This window comes from Tsukamurella sp. USMM236 (genome assembly GCF_037148755.1).
Taxonomy (GTDB): domain Bacteria; phylum Actinomycetota; class Actinomycetes; order Mycobacteriales; family Mycobacteriaceae; genus Tsukamurella.
This window is the reverse complement of the sequence record NZ_JBBCSS010000001.1, coordinates 198508-215629: the sequence shown is the minus strand read 5'-3', so window position 1 is coordinate 215629 and position 17122 is coordinate 198508. Positions and strand designations below refer to the sequence as shown.

Sequence of the window (17122 nt, the reverse complement as noted above, 5' to 3'; positions counted from 1 at the left end):
CCGCGCAGTAGCTGGTGGACCGGACGGATGGTCGATGAGACCAGCCTTGTCACAGTCGTCACTCTAACATCGTTCGTCACACATGTCACACGTTTCACATGCGTCACATGGGCGACACTCTCCCTGGATCTCATCGAAATCACAGGGTAAGTCGTTACAGACACTCCCGGTTTCCTCAGGAAAGTCGTCCAGCTCACAATACGACAAGCGACCCCGTTCGTCCGAACGAGGCCGCCTGTCGTGTGATCTGTTCGTGGAATCGCGAAGGATTACTTCGAGAACCAGCCGGTGCGCTGCATCTGCCACACCTGGTCCTGCCAGTAGCCCCACGTGTGGGTGCCGGCCGGCGGGAAGTCGTAGTGCACCTTGTTCAGGCCGGCGCGCTGCGCCGCACCCTGGAAGGACCGCGACTGCGAGAGCGCGAGCCACTCGAGCGGCACGCCCTGGATGACGTCGGCCGGGCCCGGGTTCGGGGTGTACTTGCCGAAGACGCCGTTGCCGGCCGAGATCCACAGCGGGATGTTCTTCAGGCGGTTCACCTGCACGGTCGGGTCGTTCTTGGCCCAGCGCGAGTCGAACGGGCCGCCCCACATGTCGAGGCCGGCGTTGTAGCCGCCCGAATCGAGCGACGCGATGCCGACGGCGATCGGGACGCCCGGCGCCGAGATGTTGTTCAGGCCCGAGAGCGACGCGGCGCGCTTGTAGTAGCCGTTCGACTCGACGGTGTTGATGATCGCGGCGCTACCGGACATCGACAGGCCGACCAGCGAGACGTTGTCGCTGAAGCCGAGGCTGCGGATGTACTGGGGCAGGCTGTTCTTGAGGAACGACGCCCAGGTGTAGCGGTACGCCTGGCGGTTCGTCGACGACGGACCCTGCCAGTCGGTGTACCAGCTCGAGGTGCCGCCGACGGGCGTCACGACGTTGATGCCCTTCTGCGACAGGAAGGCGACGTTGGAGTCGCGCTCCCAGCCGGAGACGTCCCAGGTGGCACGCAGGCCGTCGAGCAGAACGACGGTCGGGGCCTTCTTGGGGTCGGTGGTGGTCGAGGCCCAGCTGCGGACCTTGACGTTCGGCATGCCGGCGCCGTTGACGAAGGCCTGCTTGAAGCCCTTCGGCGGGTTCTTGGCGCTGCCGGGGCCCCAAGCGTTCGCGGCGCCCGTGCCGGCGATCGTCAGGGCCGGAATGGCAGCCACGGTGACCGCGGCGGCGGTGGCCTTCTTGGCCCAGCCGTTACGCATACGCATACGAGACTCTCTTCCTCAGTGTTTCCGCCCGGTGGGCGCGTGCGAACCGCCTGCGCGGTGCCGGCGAGCCGGCCCCGTCAGTACCACAGGGAGGCCCCGTGACAGAGCAACGCGAGCGGTTCAGTGCTCGTCAGGCACTGTATGCGAGATCTCAGTTCCTGACAAACTCTTAGTCGGAGCGTCGCGTCACCCTGTTACAACTACCGGTGAAGATCGATGCGCTCGGGCAGGTCAGCGCAGTACATACGGTGTTTTTCGATCTCGATCACGCCGGGTTCGAACCCCTCGCACTCTCAGCTTCCGCCCAGACTCAGGCCGGATACGAGGGTGTCGGCGCACCGTCGGACCCCGTACCGTCAGGGCGTGTCGTTCTCCCTTCCCGACCTCTCCGAGTCCCCCGCCGAGCGCTACGCCGAGCTCGCGGATTACGCCCGCGCGCTCGTGGCCGGCGAGCCCGACCGGATCGCCAACGCCGCGAACCTCTCGGCCCTCGTCAAGGCGACGGTGCCCGACCTCAACTGGGTCGGCTTCTACTTCTACGACGGTGCCGAGCTCGTCGTCGGGCCCTTCCAGGGCCTGCCGGCCTGCATCCGCATCCCGCTCGACCGGGGCGTCTGCGGCGCCGCCGCCCGCACGCGCGCGACGCAGCGGGTCGACGACGTGCACGCCATCGCGGACCACATCGCCTGCGACGGCGCGACGAACTCCGAGCTCGTGGTGCCGCTGGTCCGCGACGGCGAGCTGATCGGCGTCTTCGACCTCGACAGCGAGCGGACGGCGCGGTTCACCGACGACGACCAGCGCGGCCTCGAAGCCGTCGCCGCGGTCTTCGTCGACTCACTGACGTAGCTCATCGCCTGAGGGCATTTCGGGTGCAGGAAGCCATCCGCACCCGAACCGCGCGAGCGCACCCGGTACGCCGGGTGCGACGGGGCGAAACGGGTGCGGGAGCGCAGTGATCGACAGCGACGGCTAGAAGCCGCGACCGGGGTTGAGGAGGTTCTTGGGGTCCCAGACGGCCTTGATGCCGCGGTGCAGCTCGAGGACGTCCTCGGACAGCTCCTCCCCCACCCAGCGTGCCTTCAACACGCCCACACCGTGCTCACCCGTGAGGGTGCCGCCGAGCGCGAGGGCGGCCTGGAAGACCTCGTCGGCGGCGTCCCAGATGGCCTGCGGCACCTCGCGCTGGTCCTTCGGGTAGATCAGCGTGGGGTGCAGGTTGCCGTCGCCCGCGTGCGCGCACGTGGGGATGTCGACGTCGTACTTCGCGGAGATGGCCTCGATGCGGGCGAACATCTCCGGTAGCTGCGAGCGGGGCACGCCCACGTCCTCGGAGAAGATGTTGCCGGCGTGCTCGTAGGCGTGGAAGGCGGCGCGGCGCACGGCCAGCAGCTCGGCCGCCTCGACGGGATCGTCGGAGACCACGGTGTAGTGCGCCCCGGCGGCCTCGAACTCGCGGGCCAGGACCTCGGCGTCGGCGGGCGTCGAGCCCTGGCCGATGAGCATCGCCCGGGTCTCCTCCTCGAGCCCGAAGGGCCGCAACGCCTCCACGCACTCGAGGGTGCGGCGGTCCATGAGCTCCATGAGCGCGGGCACCACGCCGGTGCCGACCACCGCGGCGACCGCGGCAGCCGCGCTCACCACGTCCGGGAAGGACGCGGCGACGGTCGTCGGCGGGATCACCGGCGCGGGACGGAGTTTGACGGTGACCTCGGTGACGATGCCGAGCGTGCCCTCGCTGCCGACCAGCAGCTGGGTCAGGTCGTAGCCGGTGACGCCCTTGACGGTGCGCCTGCCGGTCGTGATGATCCGCCCGTCGGGCAGCACGACGGTCAGCCCGAGCACGTACTCGCGCGTCACGCCGTACATGACGCAGCGCAGGCCGCCCGCGTTCGTCGCGACGTTGCCGCCGATGGAGCAGATCTCGAACGACGAGGGATCCGGCGGGTAGATCAGCCCGTGCTCGCGGACCGCGCGGTCGAGGTCGGCGTTGATCACGCCCGCCTCGGCGATCGCGTACTGATCCGCGACGCTGATCTCCTTGACCGCGTTCATCTTCGCGAGCGAGATGATCACGCAGCCCTCGATGGCGCTGGCGCCGCCGGCGAGGCCGCTGCCCGCGCCGCGCGGCACGATCACGACGTCGTTGGCGTAGCACCAGGCCGCGGCCGCGGCGACGTCCTCGGTGGTCTCGGCGAGCACCACCGCGAGCGGGACCGCGCCGTGCACCGGCGAGCAGTGGTCGACGGCGTAGGCCGCCATCACGTCCGGGTCGGTGAGAACCGACCCGGTGAGCTGCGGAAAGCCCTCCAGCGACGCCATTTACATCGGCATGAGGTAGGTGCGGCGCGGCACGCGCTGCAGCTCCTTGTCGCGCAGCTGCGCGATCGACTTGCGGATCAGGAGGCGGGTGTCCTTCGGCTCGATCACGCCGTCGATGTAGCCGCGCTCGGCCGCCAGCCACGGCGTCGCCATGAACTGGTTGTAGAAGTCGATGAAGGCCTGCCGGATCGCGGGGCCGTTCTCGCCCGCCTCCTCGATCTCGCGCCGCTTGATGATCGCGGCGGCGCCCTCGGCACCCATCACGGCCAGGCGCGCCGTCGGCCACGCGAAGACGAAGTCGGCACCCAGCTGCTTGGAGCCCATCACGGCCCACGCGCCGCCGTAGGACTTGCGCAGGATGATGGTGACCTTCGGGACGGCCGCCTCGACGTAGCTGAAGATGAACTTGCCCGACCGGCGAATGGTGCCGATCTTCTCCTCCTCGACGCCGGGCAGGATGCCGGGGACGTCCACGAGGAAGACGAGCGGGATGTTGAAGGAGTTGCACAGGCGCACGAACCGCGCCGCCTTCTCCGAGGCCTGCGTGTCGAGGGTGCCGGCCATGTGCATCGGCTGGTTCGCAACGACGCCGACGGACTGGCCGTCGACGCGGGCGAAGCCGGTCACGATGTTCGGCGCCCACAGCTCGGCGTACTCGAGGAAGTCGCCGTCGTCGAAGACGCGCAGGATCACGTCGTGGATGTCGTAACCGGCGGTGTCGGCGTCCGGCATGATCGACTCGAGCTCGAGGTCCGAGTCGGTGAGCTCGGGCTCCAGGCCCGGGTTGATCAGCGGCGGGCGCTGGTGCACCGAGTCCGGCATGAAGGACAGGTAGCGCTTGACCCAGTCGAAGGCCGCCTGCTCGTCGACCGCGATGTGGTGCAGGTTGCCCCACTGGGCCTGCTTGATCGCGCCGCCGAGGTCCTCCGCGGAGGTGGTCTCGCCCGTGGTCGGGCGGATCACCTCGGGGCCGGTGACGAACATGTAGGTGTTGTCCTGCACGCCGACGAGCACGTCGGTGTTGGCGGGCGCGTAGACGGCGCCGCCGACGCAGGTGCCGAGGATCATCGAGATCTGCGGGACCTGGCCGCACAGGCCGTCCTGGTGCCGGCCGAGCTCGGCGTACCAGGCGATCGACGTGGCCGCGTCCTGGATCCGGGCGCCGCCCGAGTCGTTGATGCCGACCACCGGCAGGCCTGCGGAGGCCGCGAAGTCGTAGAGCTTGACCATCTTCCGGCCGAACATCTCGCCGACGGTGCCCGCGCCCACGGTCTGGTCGTGGCTGAAGGCCGCGACCTTGCGGCCGTTGACCAGGCCGTAGCCGATGACGACGCCGTCCTTGATGCGGTCGTCGCCGGGCGACTTCGCGAGCTGGTCCAGCTCGACGAAGGTGCCCTCGTCGAACAGCATCCGCATGCGCGCACGCGCGCTGGGCAGGCCCTTCGCGTCGCGCCGCTCCCGCGCCCGCGGGCTGCCCGGGTCCTTCGCCTCTTCGAGGCGGCGGTACAGATCCTCGAGCTTGCCCGCGGTGGTGCCGAGGTCGACCTGGTCCGATACGTCCGTCACGTCTGTCACCCTATCCCCTGCCCGGAGCTCAGTTGGCGCCGTCGGCCCGGTTGAGCTCGTCCGTCATGTGCGTCGCGATCTTGCCGATGTACGGCTCGTCGATGAGCTGCAGGTGATCGCCGCCGATCTTGACGATCCGCAGGTCCTCGACCACCGGCGCCCAGCCGCCGTCCGGCGCGATGTCCGCGAAGTTCGGCTCCAGCTCGACGGCGCCGTCGTGCATGCGGTCCGCGCGGTACAGCGTGACCGTGCCGCCGAACTTCCCGTAGTCGGCCGGGTTCACCTTGATCAGCATGCGATTGTCCACGAAGGACGTGCGCTGATGCTCGATCATCGACGTCGGGATCTTCTTGTCGGACAGCTGCACCAGCTCCATGATGATCCGGAACTGGCCCTCGTCGTCGGCCGCGTTGAGGCGGTCCATGGGCAGCTCGATCTCGTCGCCGATGTCGTAGTTCTTGCGGGCGAACTTCTCCCAGCGCTCCAGGCGGGCCTTCTTCTCGGCGGGCTCGTCGGTGAGCGGGACCTTCGGTGCGACCACGTCGAGCAGGCCGACGTACTCGACCTCCTGGCCCTCGTCCTCGAGAGCGCGCGCCAGCCCGTAGGCGAAGGCGCCGCCGAGGCTCCAGCCCGCGAGCCGGTACGGCCCCTCCGGCTGGATCTCCTTGAGCTTGGGCAGGTACTCGGCGACCCGCTCCTCGATCTCGCCCTCGACGCGCTCGAAGCCGTAGATCGGCAGGTCCTCCGGCAGCTTGCGCAGCAGGGCCTCGTAGGCGGTGGTGTTGCCGCCCGCGGGGTGGAAGAGGAACAGCGGCTTGCGGTCCGAGTTCTCCGGCTTGCGCAAAGTGCGGACGAAGCCGTCCACCGGGGTCGCCTCGTTCATGACGGCGCCCACGTAGGTCGCCATCTCCTCGATGTTCTTCGAGTCGATGACGTCCTCGATGTCGATCTCGCCGCCGGCGCGCTCCGACAGGCGGGCGGTGAGCTTCTCCGCCACGTCTTCGGAGAGCACGTCGAGCTCGGTGAAGACGCCACCGGGCGACTTGCCCACCACGATCGCGTAGGTCGCGAAGGTGAGGCGCTCCGCCGCGTCGCGCGGGGGCACGCCGTCGCCCACGGCCGCCGCGACGGCCGCGCCGTCGAGCAGGTCGGGGGTCGCGGTCTTCTCGTCCGACGGTGCCGCGGGCGCGGCCTCGGCGGGCGCGGCAGCGGCCGGCGCCTCGGCGGCGGGCGCGGGGGCCTCGGCCTTCGCGGCGGCCTCCGCCTTGGCGGCCTTCATCATCTCGGCCAGCTGGCCGGCGTCGGCGAGTTCGCCGGTGCCGGACTGGTGCTCGGCGAGCGCGTCCACCTGGTCGCGGTGCTCGACCGCGTACTCGACGAACTGCACCACGTCGTTGAAGGAGGCGTCGCGCACCGCCTGGATCTGGATCGGCGGGATGTCGAACTCGTACTCGGTGCGGTTCTTGATGCGCATCGCGATGAGCGAGTCCATGCCGAGATCGATGAGCGGGATCTCCTTGGGCAGGTCCTCGATCTCGAAGCCCATGATCTCCGAGATGATCAGGCCCAGGCGGTGTTCCACCGACTCGCCCGTGTCGGGCGACCAGCGCTCGCCGCTGCCCTCGGGCGCGGGGGCCTCGGTCTCGTCGGAGACGGTGATCTCGGGCTCGGACTCGTCGAGCTCGTCCATCTCCTCCACCGCGGGCGCCGCCCGGGTGATGAGCGGAGCCGCGGCGGTGCCGGAGGCCTCGCCGCCCACGACGACGGCGTCGAGCAGCAGGCGGAAGCCCTTACCGGTGTTCTCGTGCACCTGGATCGACGCGCCGCCGGGGTGTGGGGTCAGCGTCGTGGTGAGGGTCAGCCCGTCGCGCACCTCGCCGTGCTCCACGGCCGCGGTGACCGCGGCACCGTCGAGCACCTGGACGGCGGCGTTCTTCGCCAGGTCGACCAGCGGGATCTTCGTCCCGTCGCCCAGGGTGAGCGCGCCGGCGTCGAGCTGCCAGACGTGCCGGCCGTCGGGCAGGGCGACGTGGCCGCCGGGGACCATGCCCGAGCCACCGTCGGGCAGCTTGGTCTGGATCCAGATGTGCTTGCGCTGGAACTTCGTTCGCGGCACCGGTGCGTAGCGGCCGGGGCCGAACAGCGAGGCGACGTCCACGTGGTGGCCGCGCGCGAAGACCGTGGCGAGGGCGGTCATGATGGTGCCCTGCTCGTCCTCCTTGCGCTTGAGGGTCTGCACCAGCGCGGCGTCCTGGATGCCGGAGCCGAAGGTCACCGCGGCGACCGAGATCAGCGTGATCGGGTTCGGCGAGAACTCGATGAAGGTGCGGTAGCCGGCCTCGACGGCCTTCTCCACGGCCTGGGTGAACCAGACGCTGTGGCGCAGGCCCTTGATCCAGTAGTCCACGTCGTGCACCGGCGCGTGGCCGGCTTTGTAGAATTCGTCCTTGTTCACGGTCGAGTACATCGGGTACTGCAGCGCGTGCGGCTCGATGCCCATGAGCTCGGCCTGCAGCTCGCCGAGCAGCGGATCCATCTGCGAGGTGTGGGAAGCGCCGCGGGTCACGAGCTTGCGCGCCATGAGGCCCTTGGCCTCGGTCTCGGCGACGATCTTGTCGATGACCTTGCCGGGGCCGCCGAGCACGGTGTGGGTGGGGGCCGCGTAGACGCAGATCTCCAGGCCCTCGTACTCGCCGAGCACGGTCTCGATGTCGGCGGCGCTGTACTCGACGAGCGCCATGAAGCGCTCCATCTCCTCCGGCAGCATCTCCTCGCCCTCGCCCATGAGGCGCGAGCGGTTGCAGATGACGCGCACGGCGTCCTCCAGCGAGAGACCGCCGGTGACCCAGGCGGCGGTGGCCTCACCCATCGAATGCGGCAGCACCACACCGGGTTCGATGCCGTGATGGCGGAACAGCCCCACGAGCGCGACCTGGATGGCGAAGATGCCCACCTGGCCGGTCTCGATGTGGAAGGTCTGCTCGTCGTCCGTGATCATGTCGGCGTAGTCGTTGCCCGACTCGTCGATGATGAGCTCGTTGACCTCGTCGAAGTAGTGCTTGAAGATCGGGTTCTCGAGGTAGAGCTGCTTGGCCATCTTGCGGTGGTGGCTGCCGAAGCCGGAGAAGATGAACGCCGGGCCGGCCGCGTCGGGCTGGTTGGCGGAGATGACGTTCGGCGCGTTCTTGCCCTCGGCGATCGCGCGGAAGCCCTTGATCGCCTCGTCGAGGTCCTTCGCCATGACGACGGCGCGGACGCGGCCGTGGTTGCGGCTCGCGAGCGTGCGGCCGATCTCGGCGAGCGTGTACTCCTTCGCCTCGTCGGACTCGAGCCACTCGAGTAGCTCGGCGGCGGCGGCCCGTCGGCGCGAGGGGACGTAGGCCGTGAGCACGAGCGGGACCGCGGCACCGTCGGAGGTGGCGGCGTAGAACGCGGGCACGGCGTTCGCCGGGGCCTCGTCGGACTCGACGGCGCCGTCGACGACCTCGGGCGCGACGTACTCCTTGATCACGACGTGGGCGTTGGTGCCGCCGAAGCCGTTGCCGGTGACGCCGGCGAGCCGGTTGCCGGAGTACTTGGGCCACTCCGTGTTCCGCGCCGCCATGAGGAGGCGGTTGGCCTCGAACTGGATGTACGGGTTGGGGCCGGCGAAGTTGAGCGAGGCGGGGATCTGCCCGTTGCGCATGCCGAGCAGCACCTTGGCGACGCCCGCGATGCCCGCGGCCGCCTCCAGGTGGCCGAAGTTGGTCTTCGCCGAGCCCAGGAGCAGCGGCTTCTCGGCCTCGCGGCCGCGGCCCAGGACGCGGCCGATGGCGTCCGCCTCGAGCGGGTCGCCCAGGATGGTGCCGGTGCCGTGCGCCTCGAGGTAGTCGACGGTGCGCGGGTCGATGCCGGCGTCGATGTAGGCGTCGCGCAGGTTGATGACCTGCGCCTCGGGGTTCGGCGCGAAGATGCCGTTCGACTTGCCGTCGGAGGTGACCGCGGAACCCGCGATGACGCCGAGGATGTCGTCGCCGTCGCGCTCGGCGTCGGCGAGGCGCTTGAGGAGAACGACGCCGCCGCCCTCGGCGCGGATCATGCCGTTGGCGTCGGAGCTGAAGGCCTTGATCTTGCCGTCGGGCGCCTGCGCGCCGAGGCTGTCGAAGCCCAGCGTCGCGGCGGGCACGATGAGCATGTTCACGCCGCCGGCGACCGCCATGTCGGTCTCGCCGTCGCGCAGGCTCCGGACGGCCTGGTGGATCGCGACCAGCGACGAGGAGCACGCCGTGTCGACGGTCACCGACGGGCCGTGGAAGTCGTAGAAGTAGGAGACGCGGTTCGCGACGATCGACGTCGACGTGCCGGTCAGCGCGTACGGGTTGGCCTTCGTCGGATCCGCGACGGCCAGCATCTGGTAGTCGTTCGCCGAGCTGCCCATCCACACGCCCGTGCGGGTGCCCTTGACGGAGCTGGGCGGGATGTTGGCCTGCTCCAGCGCCTCCCAGGTCAGCTCGAGCGCGAGCCGCTGCTGCGGGTCGACCATCTCGACCTCGCGCGGGGTCATCTGGAAGAACTCGGCGTCGAAGGAGGCCACGTCGTCGAGGTAGCCGCCGAAGGTGTTGGCCTCGTCGAGCACGGCCTTCAGGCGCGGGTCCTGCTTGAACTCGAGCCAGCGGTCCTCGGGCAGGTCCGTGGTGGCGTCGCCGTTCCCGATGAGGAACTCCCACGTCGACTCCGGCGTCTCGCCGGCCTTGGGAAAGCGGGTCGCGAGGCCGACGACGGCCACGTCGTGCGTGCCGCGGTTCGCCTCGAACTCCTCGCCGCGGTCGTACCGCGCCGCCTCGGCCGCGAGGTCGTCGTCGGAGACCACCGGGTCACCGTCGATGATGCGCTGGCTGAGCAGCGCGATCGTCGGGTGCTGGAAGGCGACGGTGGCCGTCAGCTGCACGCCGGTGAAGTCCTCGATGTCGCTGGCCATCGAGACGGCGTCGCGCGAGCCCAGGCCGAACTCGTCGAGCGACTTGTCGTCGGTGATGTTCTCCAGCGGCTGCTTGGTCGCGTCGGCGATCCACTGCCGCATCCACGCGCGCAGTTCCTCGAGGCTCAGATCCTCGCGGGCCTTGCCGGTCGGGCCTTCATGGGGGGTGTACTCGTTCTCAGCCATGTGTATCTACCCTTCGCGTCGAGACCGTGGGTTACGCAGTCGCGTGTGATGAAGTTGTGGTTGTGCGAGCGCCGGTGGGCGCTACTGGACGTCGTTCGCCTCGGCGTCGGGGAACGCCGTCTGGGTGTAGCCGCCGCGGAGCGTGCCGTCGATGTAGGCGGCGCGGCCCGCGCGCCGGGCGATCTTGCCCGAGCTGGTGCGGGGCAGCGAGCCACCGGGGACGAGCAGGATGTCGCGCGCCAGCACGCCGTGCGCGGCGCCCACGGCCGAACGGATGCCGTCCGCCAGGGCCTGCTGGTCCTGCTTGGCGCCACCGGCACCGAGCTCGGCCACGATGACCAGCTGCTCGCTCTGATCGTTCGGGTCGAAGGTGAGGCCCGAGGTGTTGCTCTCGAAGACCGCCGCCGGCAGCTCGTTGGCCGGCACCGAGAACGCCGCGACGTAGCCGGTGCGGATGTACTTGGTGTCGGACTCCTGGGCCGTGAACTCCAGGTCCTGCGGGTAGTGGTTGCGGCCGTCGACGATCACGAGGTCCTTGACGCGACCGGTGATGTACAGCTCGCCGCCGTGGTAGACGCCGAAGTCGCCCGTGCGCATCCACTTGGCCTTCTCGAGGTTCTTCACGCCCTCGGAGTGGCTGCCGTCGGAGAGGGGGGTCAGGTAGTTCTGGAAGGTCTCGCGGGACTCCTCGTCGCGCTCCCAGTAGCCCGAGCCGATGTTCATGCCGTGGAGCCAGATCTCGCCCACGGAATCGTCGGGCACCTCCTTGCCGGTCTCGGGGTCGACGATGCAGGCCCACTGGCTCAGCGCGATGTCGCCGCAGGAGACCTGCGGGACGGCGCCCTCGGCACCCTCCTCGGAGACGACGAAGGTGCCGGCGGCCAGCTGGTCGCGGTCGACGTAGACCACGCGCGCCTCGTTCTCGACGGGGGTCGAGCTGACGAACAGCGTCGCCTCGGCCATGCCGAAGCAGGGCTTGATCGCCTTCGGCGAGAGGCCGTAGGGGGCGAAGGCCTCGTTGAACTTCTTCATCGACGAGACGGTGACGGGCTCGGAGCCGTTGATCAGGCCCTTGACGTTCGACAGGTCGAGGGTCTCGCCCTCCTTGGGCAGGCCGCGGGCGGCGGCGTGCTCGTAGGCGAAGTTCGGGGCGGCGGCGAAGGTCTCCGCGCCGTCCTCGACGGCGGCCAGCTCGTTGATCCAGCGGCCGGGGCGGCGGACGAACGCCGACGGGCTCATGATGGTGATGAACTTGCCGCCGAGCGCGGGCAGGATCACCGTGAGCAGGCCCATGTCGTGGAACATCGGCAGCCAGGTGACGCCGCGGGAGTTCTCGTTGAGGTCCAGCGCATGGATCATCTGGATCACGTTCGTGCCGACGGCCTCGTACGTGATCTGCACGCCGGCCGGGTTCCGCGTGGAGCCCGAGGTGTACTGCAGGTACGCGATGGTGTCGCGGTAGATCGGGAAGGGCTTGAGCGTCGAGCCCACCGAGTCCGGGATGGCGTCGACGGCGATGATCCGCGGCCGCTCCTTGGCGGGCAGGTGGCGGAAGAAGTTGCGGCACGCCTCGGCGGAGCCCGAGGAGGTCAGGATCGCCGTCGGCTTGCAGTCCTCGAGGACGATGCGCAGGCGGTCCGTGTGGCCGGGCTCGTCCGGGCTGAACAGCGGCACCGCGATGTTGCCGGCGTACAGGGCGCCGAAGAACGCGGTCACGTAGTCGAGGCCCTGCGGGGCCAGGATCGCGACGCGGTCCTCGCGCTTGGTGATGTGCTGCAGGCGGGCGCCGATGGCGCGCAGCCGGGCGCCGAACTGCGACCAGGTCAGCTCGTGGACGACGCCGTCGCGCTCGCGGCTGTAGTCGATGAAACGGTAGGCGAGGGTGTCGGCACGTTCCCGTGCGTTGCGCTCGACGAAGTCGACCAGCGTGGTTCCGGGGCGGAAGAAGATGTTGCCGTCTTCGTCCAGAAACTGGTCAAACTCGTTGTTCATGCATTGCTCCTCGTCACCGACGCCGGGCGGCTGACGGTCATACAGTGGTACATCGCGTGGCGGCGACGGCCCGTTGCGGGCCTGTGCGCCACCTCATAGTGCTTGATATCCGCAACATGTTTCACCCGTTCGGGGCGTAACCACGCTGTGAAAATCCGCAAACCCGACTATCGTACCGCGCGGTAACGGCGGGGACGAAAACCGAGAGGTTGGGCAGTGGACTCGATCACTCGCCCTTGAGCTGCTCCAGGACGGGCGCGAAGGCCTCCATCTGGGTGGGGATCACGCCGACGTAGGACATGCCCGTCGCGGCGCGGGTGGCGCGCACCTGGTCGGCGATCTCGTCGAAGGTGCCGATCGCGAGGTAGGGCGAGCCCAGGACATCGTCGATCGTCACCTCCTTGTCGATCTCGATGCTGGCCGAGAGGCCGCGCTCGATGGCCTTGAGCGCGAAGTCGGCGACCTGCTCGCGGTCGTCGGTGATCACGATGGTGGCGATGGACCAGGAGAGCTCGATGTCCGCGAAGCGCTCGCCCGCGGCGGCCTTCACGATCTCGACCTTGTTCTTCACGGCGTCCATCGACATGTCCGAGATCCGGAGCTTGCCCTCGGCCGAGCTGCGCGGGTTGATCGAGACGACGTCGGCGCGCCGGGCCGCCAGCTCCAGCGTGCGGCGGGCGCCGGCGCCGATGGCGATCGGCGGGCGCGGGCCCTGCCGCGGCCGCGGGTAGCCCTTGAGCTCCTTGACCCGGAAGACCTCGCCCTCGAACTCCGCCTCCTGGCCGCGGAGCAGCGCGTCGAGCACCGTCAGTCCCTCGTCGAGGCGCTGGAACCGGCGATCGGGCGACTCGAACTCGATGCCCGACTGGTCGAAGTCCTCCTTGAAGGCGCCGAGGCCCAGGCCCACCTCGAGGCGGCCCTTGGACAGCACGTCGATGGTGGTGAGCTCCTTGGCCAGCACCGCCGGATGCCGGAAGGGCATCGCCAGCATCGACGTCGCCAGGCGGATCTTGTCGGTGCTCACGGCCAGCGCGCCCAGCGCGGCCAGCGGTCCCACCTGCGCGTCCAGCCGGTCCGGGATGGCGAAGGTGTCGAACCCCAGCTCCTCGGCCTCCTGCGCGAGCTTGACGAACTTGCGCGCGCCGCCCTCGTCGGCGTTGCCGGCGCCGCCGGCCGCGAACCGGAACTTGCGGGGCTCAGTGGTCACGTGTGGGTACTCCTGGTCGACTGGGGTGCGGTCGTGAAACGTTGCGGACAGCCTAACGGTTGCCCGACGGTGCCTCGGTCGCCCTGTGATTCCCGGTGCCCGTGACCAGCACATGACCGGGCCGGGTGGGCCCTTCGCCGCTCGCTCAGACGTCGCTCACTCGGCGCTCGGTCGCTCCGCTCGACGGCGTCGCTCTGCCCGTCCGTCGCTCGGATCCCCCGTTCGGGCCTTGGCACCGTCGTCCCCCACGCGGCGTCGACGGGGCGTGGGGGACGGCGCCTCCCCCATCGGGCGCCGGTCGCCTCGTGGGGGGACCAGATGTCCCCAACGCGGCGTCGACGTCCCCCGCGCGGCGTTCGGTCCCCCATGAGACGGCGTTCCTCCGGTGGGGGACCGGCCGTCCCCCGCGCGGCGCCGAATCCCCCGCGGAACGCCGCGACCGGCGACAATGGGCGGGCGGGTCTGGAGAGGCCGGCACCGTCGGAAGAGGTGACGCGATGCGACGACGGAACTTCCTGCTCGCGGCGGCAGCGGCCGTGCTGGCGGCGTGCGGCGCACCGTCGAACACGCCGGCGGAGAGGTCACCCGTGGACCGGGGCGGGCGACGGTGGCGCATGCCCGACGAGGGCGATCGGCACGAACGCACGTGGATGGCGCTGGCCGCCCGCGACGACGTGTGGGGCGAGAAGCTGCTGCCCGACGTGCAGCGGACGCTCATTCTCATCGCGACGACGATCGGCCGGTTCGAGCCCGTCTCGATGCTCGTCCGCCCCGACCAACTGGACGCCGCCCGCGGTCTGCTCGGCACGGCGCCGGGCGTGACGCTCGTGCCGGCGGACCTCGACGACCTGTGGATCCGCGACACCGGCCCGACGTTCGTCACCGGCGACAAGGGGCTCGCGGGCGTCGACTTCAACTTCAACGGGTGGGGCAACAAGCAGACCCACGACGCCGACGCGAAGGTCGCCGGCGTCGTCACCGCGCAGGCGAAGGCCGAGGCGGTGCGGACCGACCTGGTGATCGAGGGCGGGGCGCTGGAGGTCGACGGCGAGGGCACCGCGATCATCACCGAGAGCTGCGTGCTCAACGACAACCGGAACCCCGGCTGGACGAAGCAGCAGGTCGAGGCGGAACTGAGCGAGCTGCTGGGGATCGAGAAGGTGATCTGGCTGCCCGGCATCAAGGGCAAGGACATCACCGACGGGCACACGGACTTCTACGCGCGGTTCGCCTCGCCCGGGGTGGTGGTGGCCGCGCAGGACGACGACCCCGACTCCTTCGACCACGAGGTGACGAAGCGCCACCTGGAGATCCTCCGCGGAGCGACCGACGCGAAGGGACGGAAGCTGCAGGTGGAGGCGTTGCGGGCGCCCTCGACGGTCCGTGAGCGGTACGCACAGGACGACGACTTCGCCGCCGGGTACATCAACTTCTACCTGTGCAACGGCGCGGTGATCTGCCCGCAGTTCGGCGACGCCGAGACCGACGGCGAGGCGCGCGCGACGCTGCAGCGGCTGTTCCCCGGCCGCGAGGTGGTGCAGCTCGACATCGACCCGGTCGCCGCGGGCGGCGGCGGTATCCACTGCGCCACCCAACAGCAGCCGGCTCGCCCCTGACGTGTACCGCTGACCACCGCACAGGTGGTCAGCGGTGCACGACTACTTCGTCTTCGGCGCCTTGTCGATGACGCCGACGGTCCAGCCGGTGAGCCACTGCGTGGCGGTCTTGCCGTCGAGCGACCAGTTCGCGGTCGTGCCGTAGGCCGCGTGCGAGTTCTGCGTGATGGTGGAGATCACCTGCGGCAGGCCGGTGGCCAGGCCCAGCAGCCCGCCCTTCGGCTGGTTGCAGATGGGGTCGTTGGAGCCGCAGATCGTGACGACCTTGTCGTTCACCGAGCCGAAGCCGCCGTCGCGCTTGCCCTGCAGGTCGACGCCCGAGAAGCTGAAGCCGGCGAAGGTGACCTCGACGCCCTCGCCCGCGGGATCGAGGCCGATGGCCCTGCCCTGCCCCTGGACGCGGCGGCTGTCGGAGATCAGCCCCACGCCGAGCAGCCGGTCCGCGGTGATCGGGCCGTTCCCGGCTCCGATCCGCGCGGCGATGTTGCCCGCGATCGTCGCGCCCTGCGAGAAGCCGATCAGCACGAAGCCCGTGCGGGGGCACGTGTCCTTGACCGCGGTGATCTTGGCGATCGCCCGGTCGGTGCCCTGCTGCCGCGACGCCTGGTAGGTCATCTGGCCGTCCGGCGGCACCGCGATCGGGTTGTGGAACTGGGCGGCGTAGTTGACGGTCCAGATGTCGGCGCGGGCGTCGGCGTACCGCTTGTCCAGCGGGTTCGTCACCTGCAGCATGAGCGAGCGCGGGTTGAACGTCGGCGCCTCCGGCGAGTCCGTCGCCGAGGACTCCCAGGTGCCGGGGAAGGAGATCACCTGCACGTCCGGGCAGCCCGCGGCCTGCGGCCCCGTGGGCTCGCCGGGTGGGGTGGGCTCCGGCTTGCGGATCATCGTGATGATGAGCGTGATCACGACGATGATCGCGATGATCGCCGCGATGATGACGGCGATGCCGAACACGCGCCCGGCCTTCCGCGCTCCCTGACTCTTCGTGCCTGCCATTCCTATGTGGATACCAGGGCTAGCTGTGGGGAGGCTTAGGCGCCTTGTCGATCACGCCGCGCGCCCAGGCCTGCAGCCACTGCGTGGCGGTCTGCCCGTTCGACGACCAGTCCGTGGTCGTGGCGTACAGCGCGTGCGAGTTGCCGGCGAGCACCTTCTGCAGCTCGGGCAGCGTGGTCGCGATGTTGCCGGCCTGGAAGATGTCCTTGGGCTGGTTGCAGATCGGGTCCTTGTTGCCGCAGAGGGAGACGGTGCGGTCCTTGACCGCGCCGAAGCCGCCCTCGCGCTTACCGCGCAGCGACAGGCTGCCGAAGCTGAAGCCGCCGTAGGCGACCTCGACGCCCACGCCGGGCGGGTTCGGGCCCGCGGTGCGGGCGTCGCCGGGCTCGCGCCGACCGTCCGAGATGAGGCCCACGCCGAGGATGTTCTCCGCCGGGACGACACCCTTGCCCGCACCGACCTCGGCGGCGATGTCCCCCGCGATCACGGCGCCCTGCGAGAAGCCCATCAGCACGAAGCCTGTGAGCTTGCACTTGTCGTAGACCTTCTTCATCTGCGCGACCGACTTGTCGTAGCCCTCGGTGCGGGACTTCTCGTACGAGGCCTGCCCGTCCGGCGGGATGGCGACGGGGTTCGACAGCTGCGCGACGTACGGGGTGGTCCACACGTCGGCGCGGCTGTCCGGCAGCGCCGCCGCGAGCGGCGCCGTCACCTTGAGCATCAGCGAGTTGGGGTTGAACGTCGGCCGGTAGGGATCGTCCTTCGACGACGACTCCAGCGTGCCGGGCACCGAGATCACCTGCACGTCCGGGCAGTCCGCGGGCTGCGAGGTGGGGCGCGCCGCGGTCGCGGACGGGCTCGACGAGGAGCCGTCCGGCGAGACCGGCGGCAGCTCCGGGCCGGGCCGCAGCCAGGTGCCCACGAGGATCGCCAGCAGGACGAGCGCGATGATGACGACCACGCCGACGATGATCGTCACCGGCGAGAACCTGCGTCCGCCGCTCGGCTTTCCGGGCTCCTGGTGCGTCACGGG

At 69.8% G+C, this 17122-nt stretch carries 10 protein-coding genes; 2 read left to right on the top strand and 8 right to left on the bottom strand.

From position 1 onward, the window contains the following. Window positions 1-269 precede the first annotated feature (269 nt). On the bottom strand, window positions 270-1247 hold the full coding sequence (locus WFK95_RS00970) for an alpha/beta hydrolase (protein WP_336669621.1): 978 nt from the start codon (window positions 1245-1247) through the stop codon (window positions 270-272). Between the two features lie 363 nt (window positions 1248-1610). Here WFK95_RS00970 and WFK95_RS00965 point away from each other — a divergent pair, with 363 nt between their 5' ends. Beyond that, a complete protein-coding gene (locus tag WFK95_RS00965; RefSeq protein WP_336669620.1) occupies window positions 1611-2096 on the top strand; it encodes a GAF domain-containing protein in 486 nt (161 codons plus the stop codon). Window positions 2097-2219: 123 nt separating this feature from the next. Here WFK95_RS00965 and WFK95_RS00960 read toward each other — a convergent pair whose 3' ends face one another. The 5 genes from WFK95_RS00960 to WFK95_RS00940 form a co-directional block, all read right to left on the bottom strand. Next, window positions 2220-3569, bottom strand: coding sequence for an FAD-binding oxidoreductase (locus WFK95_RS00960; RefSeq protein ID WP_336669619.1), 1350 nt, complete (start codon window positions 3567-3569; stop codon window positions 2220-2222). Continuing rightward, window positions 3570-5144 carry an acyl-CoA carboxylase subunit beta gene (locus tag WFK95_RS00955; RefSeq protein WP_336669618.1) on the bottom strand — a complete coding sequence of 525 codons (1575 nt, stop codon included), beginning with the start codon at window positions 5142-5144 and terminating at the stop codon, window positions 3570-3572. Window positions 5145-5163: 19 nt separating this feature from the next. Further along, entirely contained in the window at window positions 5164-10278 is a 5115-nt protein-coding gene (gene pks13 / locus WFK95_RS00950) for a polyketide synthase Pks13 (RefSeq protein WP_336669617.1), read from the bottom strand. A gap of 81 nt (window positions 10279-10359) precedes the next feature. Then, complete coding sequence (gene fadD32 / locus WFK95_RS00945) at window positions 10360-12270, bottom strand: long-chain-fatty-acid--AMP ligase FadD32 (RefSeq protein WP_224648023.1); 1911 nt, start codon at window positions 12268-12270, stop codon at window positions 10360-10362. A gap of 226 nt (window positions 12271-12496) precedes the next feature. Further along, window positions 12497-13477: a TIGR03621 family F420-dependent LLM class oxidoreductase gene (locus WFK95_RS00940; protein ID WP_336669616.1), complete on the bottom strand. Its 981-nt coding sequence runs from the start codon at window positions 13475-13477 to the stop codon at window positions 12497-12499. A 497-nt stretch (window positions 13478-13974) separates the two neighbouring features. On the opposite strand from WFK95_RS00940, the gene WFK95_RS00935 reads away from it, so the two are divergent. Then, on the top strand, window positions 13975-15093 hold the full coding sequence (locus tag WFK95_RS00935) for an agmatine deiminase family protein (RefSeq protein WP_336669615.1): 1119 nt from the start codon (window positions 13975-13977) through the stop codon (window positions 15091-15093). A gap of 42 nt (window positions 15094-15135) precedes the next feature. Here WFK95_RS00935 and WFK95_RS00930 read toward each other — a convergent pair whose 3' ends face one another. Both WFK95_RS00930 and WFK95_RS00925 read right to left on the bottom strand, forming a co-directional pair. After that, the gene (locus tag WFK95_RS00930) at window positions 15136-16089 is read right to left on the bottom strand and encodes a cutinase family protein (protein ID WP_336669614.1); all 954 of its coding nucleotides are present in this window, start codon (window positions 16087-16089) and stop codon (window positions 15136-15138) included. A gap of 19 nt (window positions 16090-16108) precedes the next feature. Next, complete coding sequence (locus WFK95_RS00925; RefSeq protein ID WP_224648019.1) at window positions 16109-17119, bottom strand: cutinase family protein; 1011 nt, start codon at window positions 17117-17119, stop codon at window positions 16109-16111. Window positions 17120-17122 lie beyond the last annotated feature (3 nt).

Excerpts from the sequence above, each read along its gene's own strand:
- WFK95_RS00960 (WP_336669619.1), bottom strand. The coding sequence starts at position 3,569 with ATGGCGTCGCTGGAGGGCTTTCCGCAGCTCACCGGGTCGGTTCTCACC.
- pks13 (WP_336669617.1), bottom strand. The coding sequence starts at position 10,278 with ATGGCTGAGAACGAGTACACCCCCCATGAAGGCCCGACCGGCAAGGCC.
- WFK95_RS00970 (WP_336669621.1), bottom strand. The coding sequence starts at position 1,247 with ATGCGTATGCGTAACGGCTGGGCCAAGAAGGCCACCGCCGCCGCGGTC.
- fadD32 (WP_224648023.1), bottom strand. The coding sequence starts at position 12,270 with ATGAACAACGAGTTTGACCAGTTTCTGGACGAAGACGGCAACATCTTC.
- WFK95_RS00930 (WP_336669614.1), bottom strand. The coding sequence starts at position 16,089 with ATGGCAGGCACGAAGAGTCAGGGAGCGCGGAAGGCCGGGCGCGTGTTC.
- WFK95_RS00935 (WP_336669615.1), top strand. The coding sequence starts at position 13,975 with ATGCGACGACGGAACTTCCTGCTCGCGGCGGCAGCGGCCGTGCTGGCG.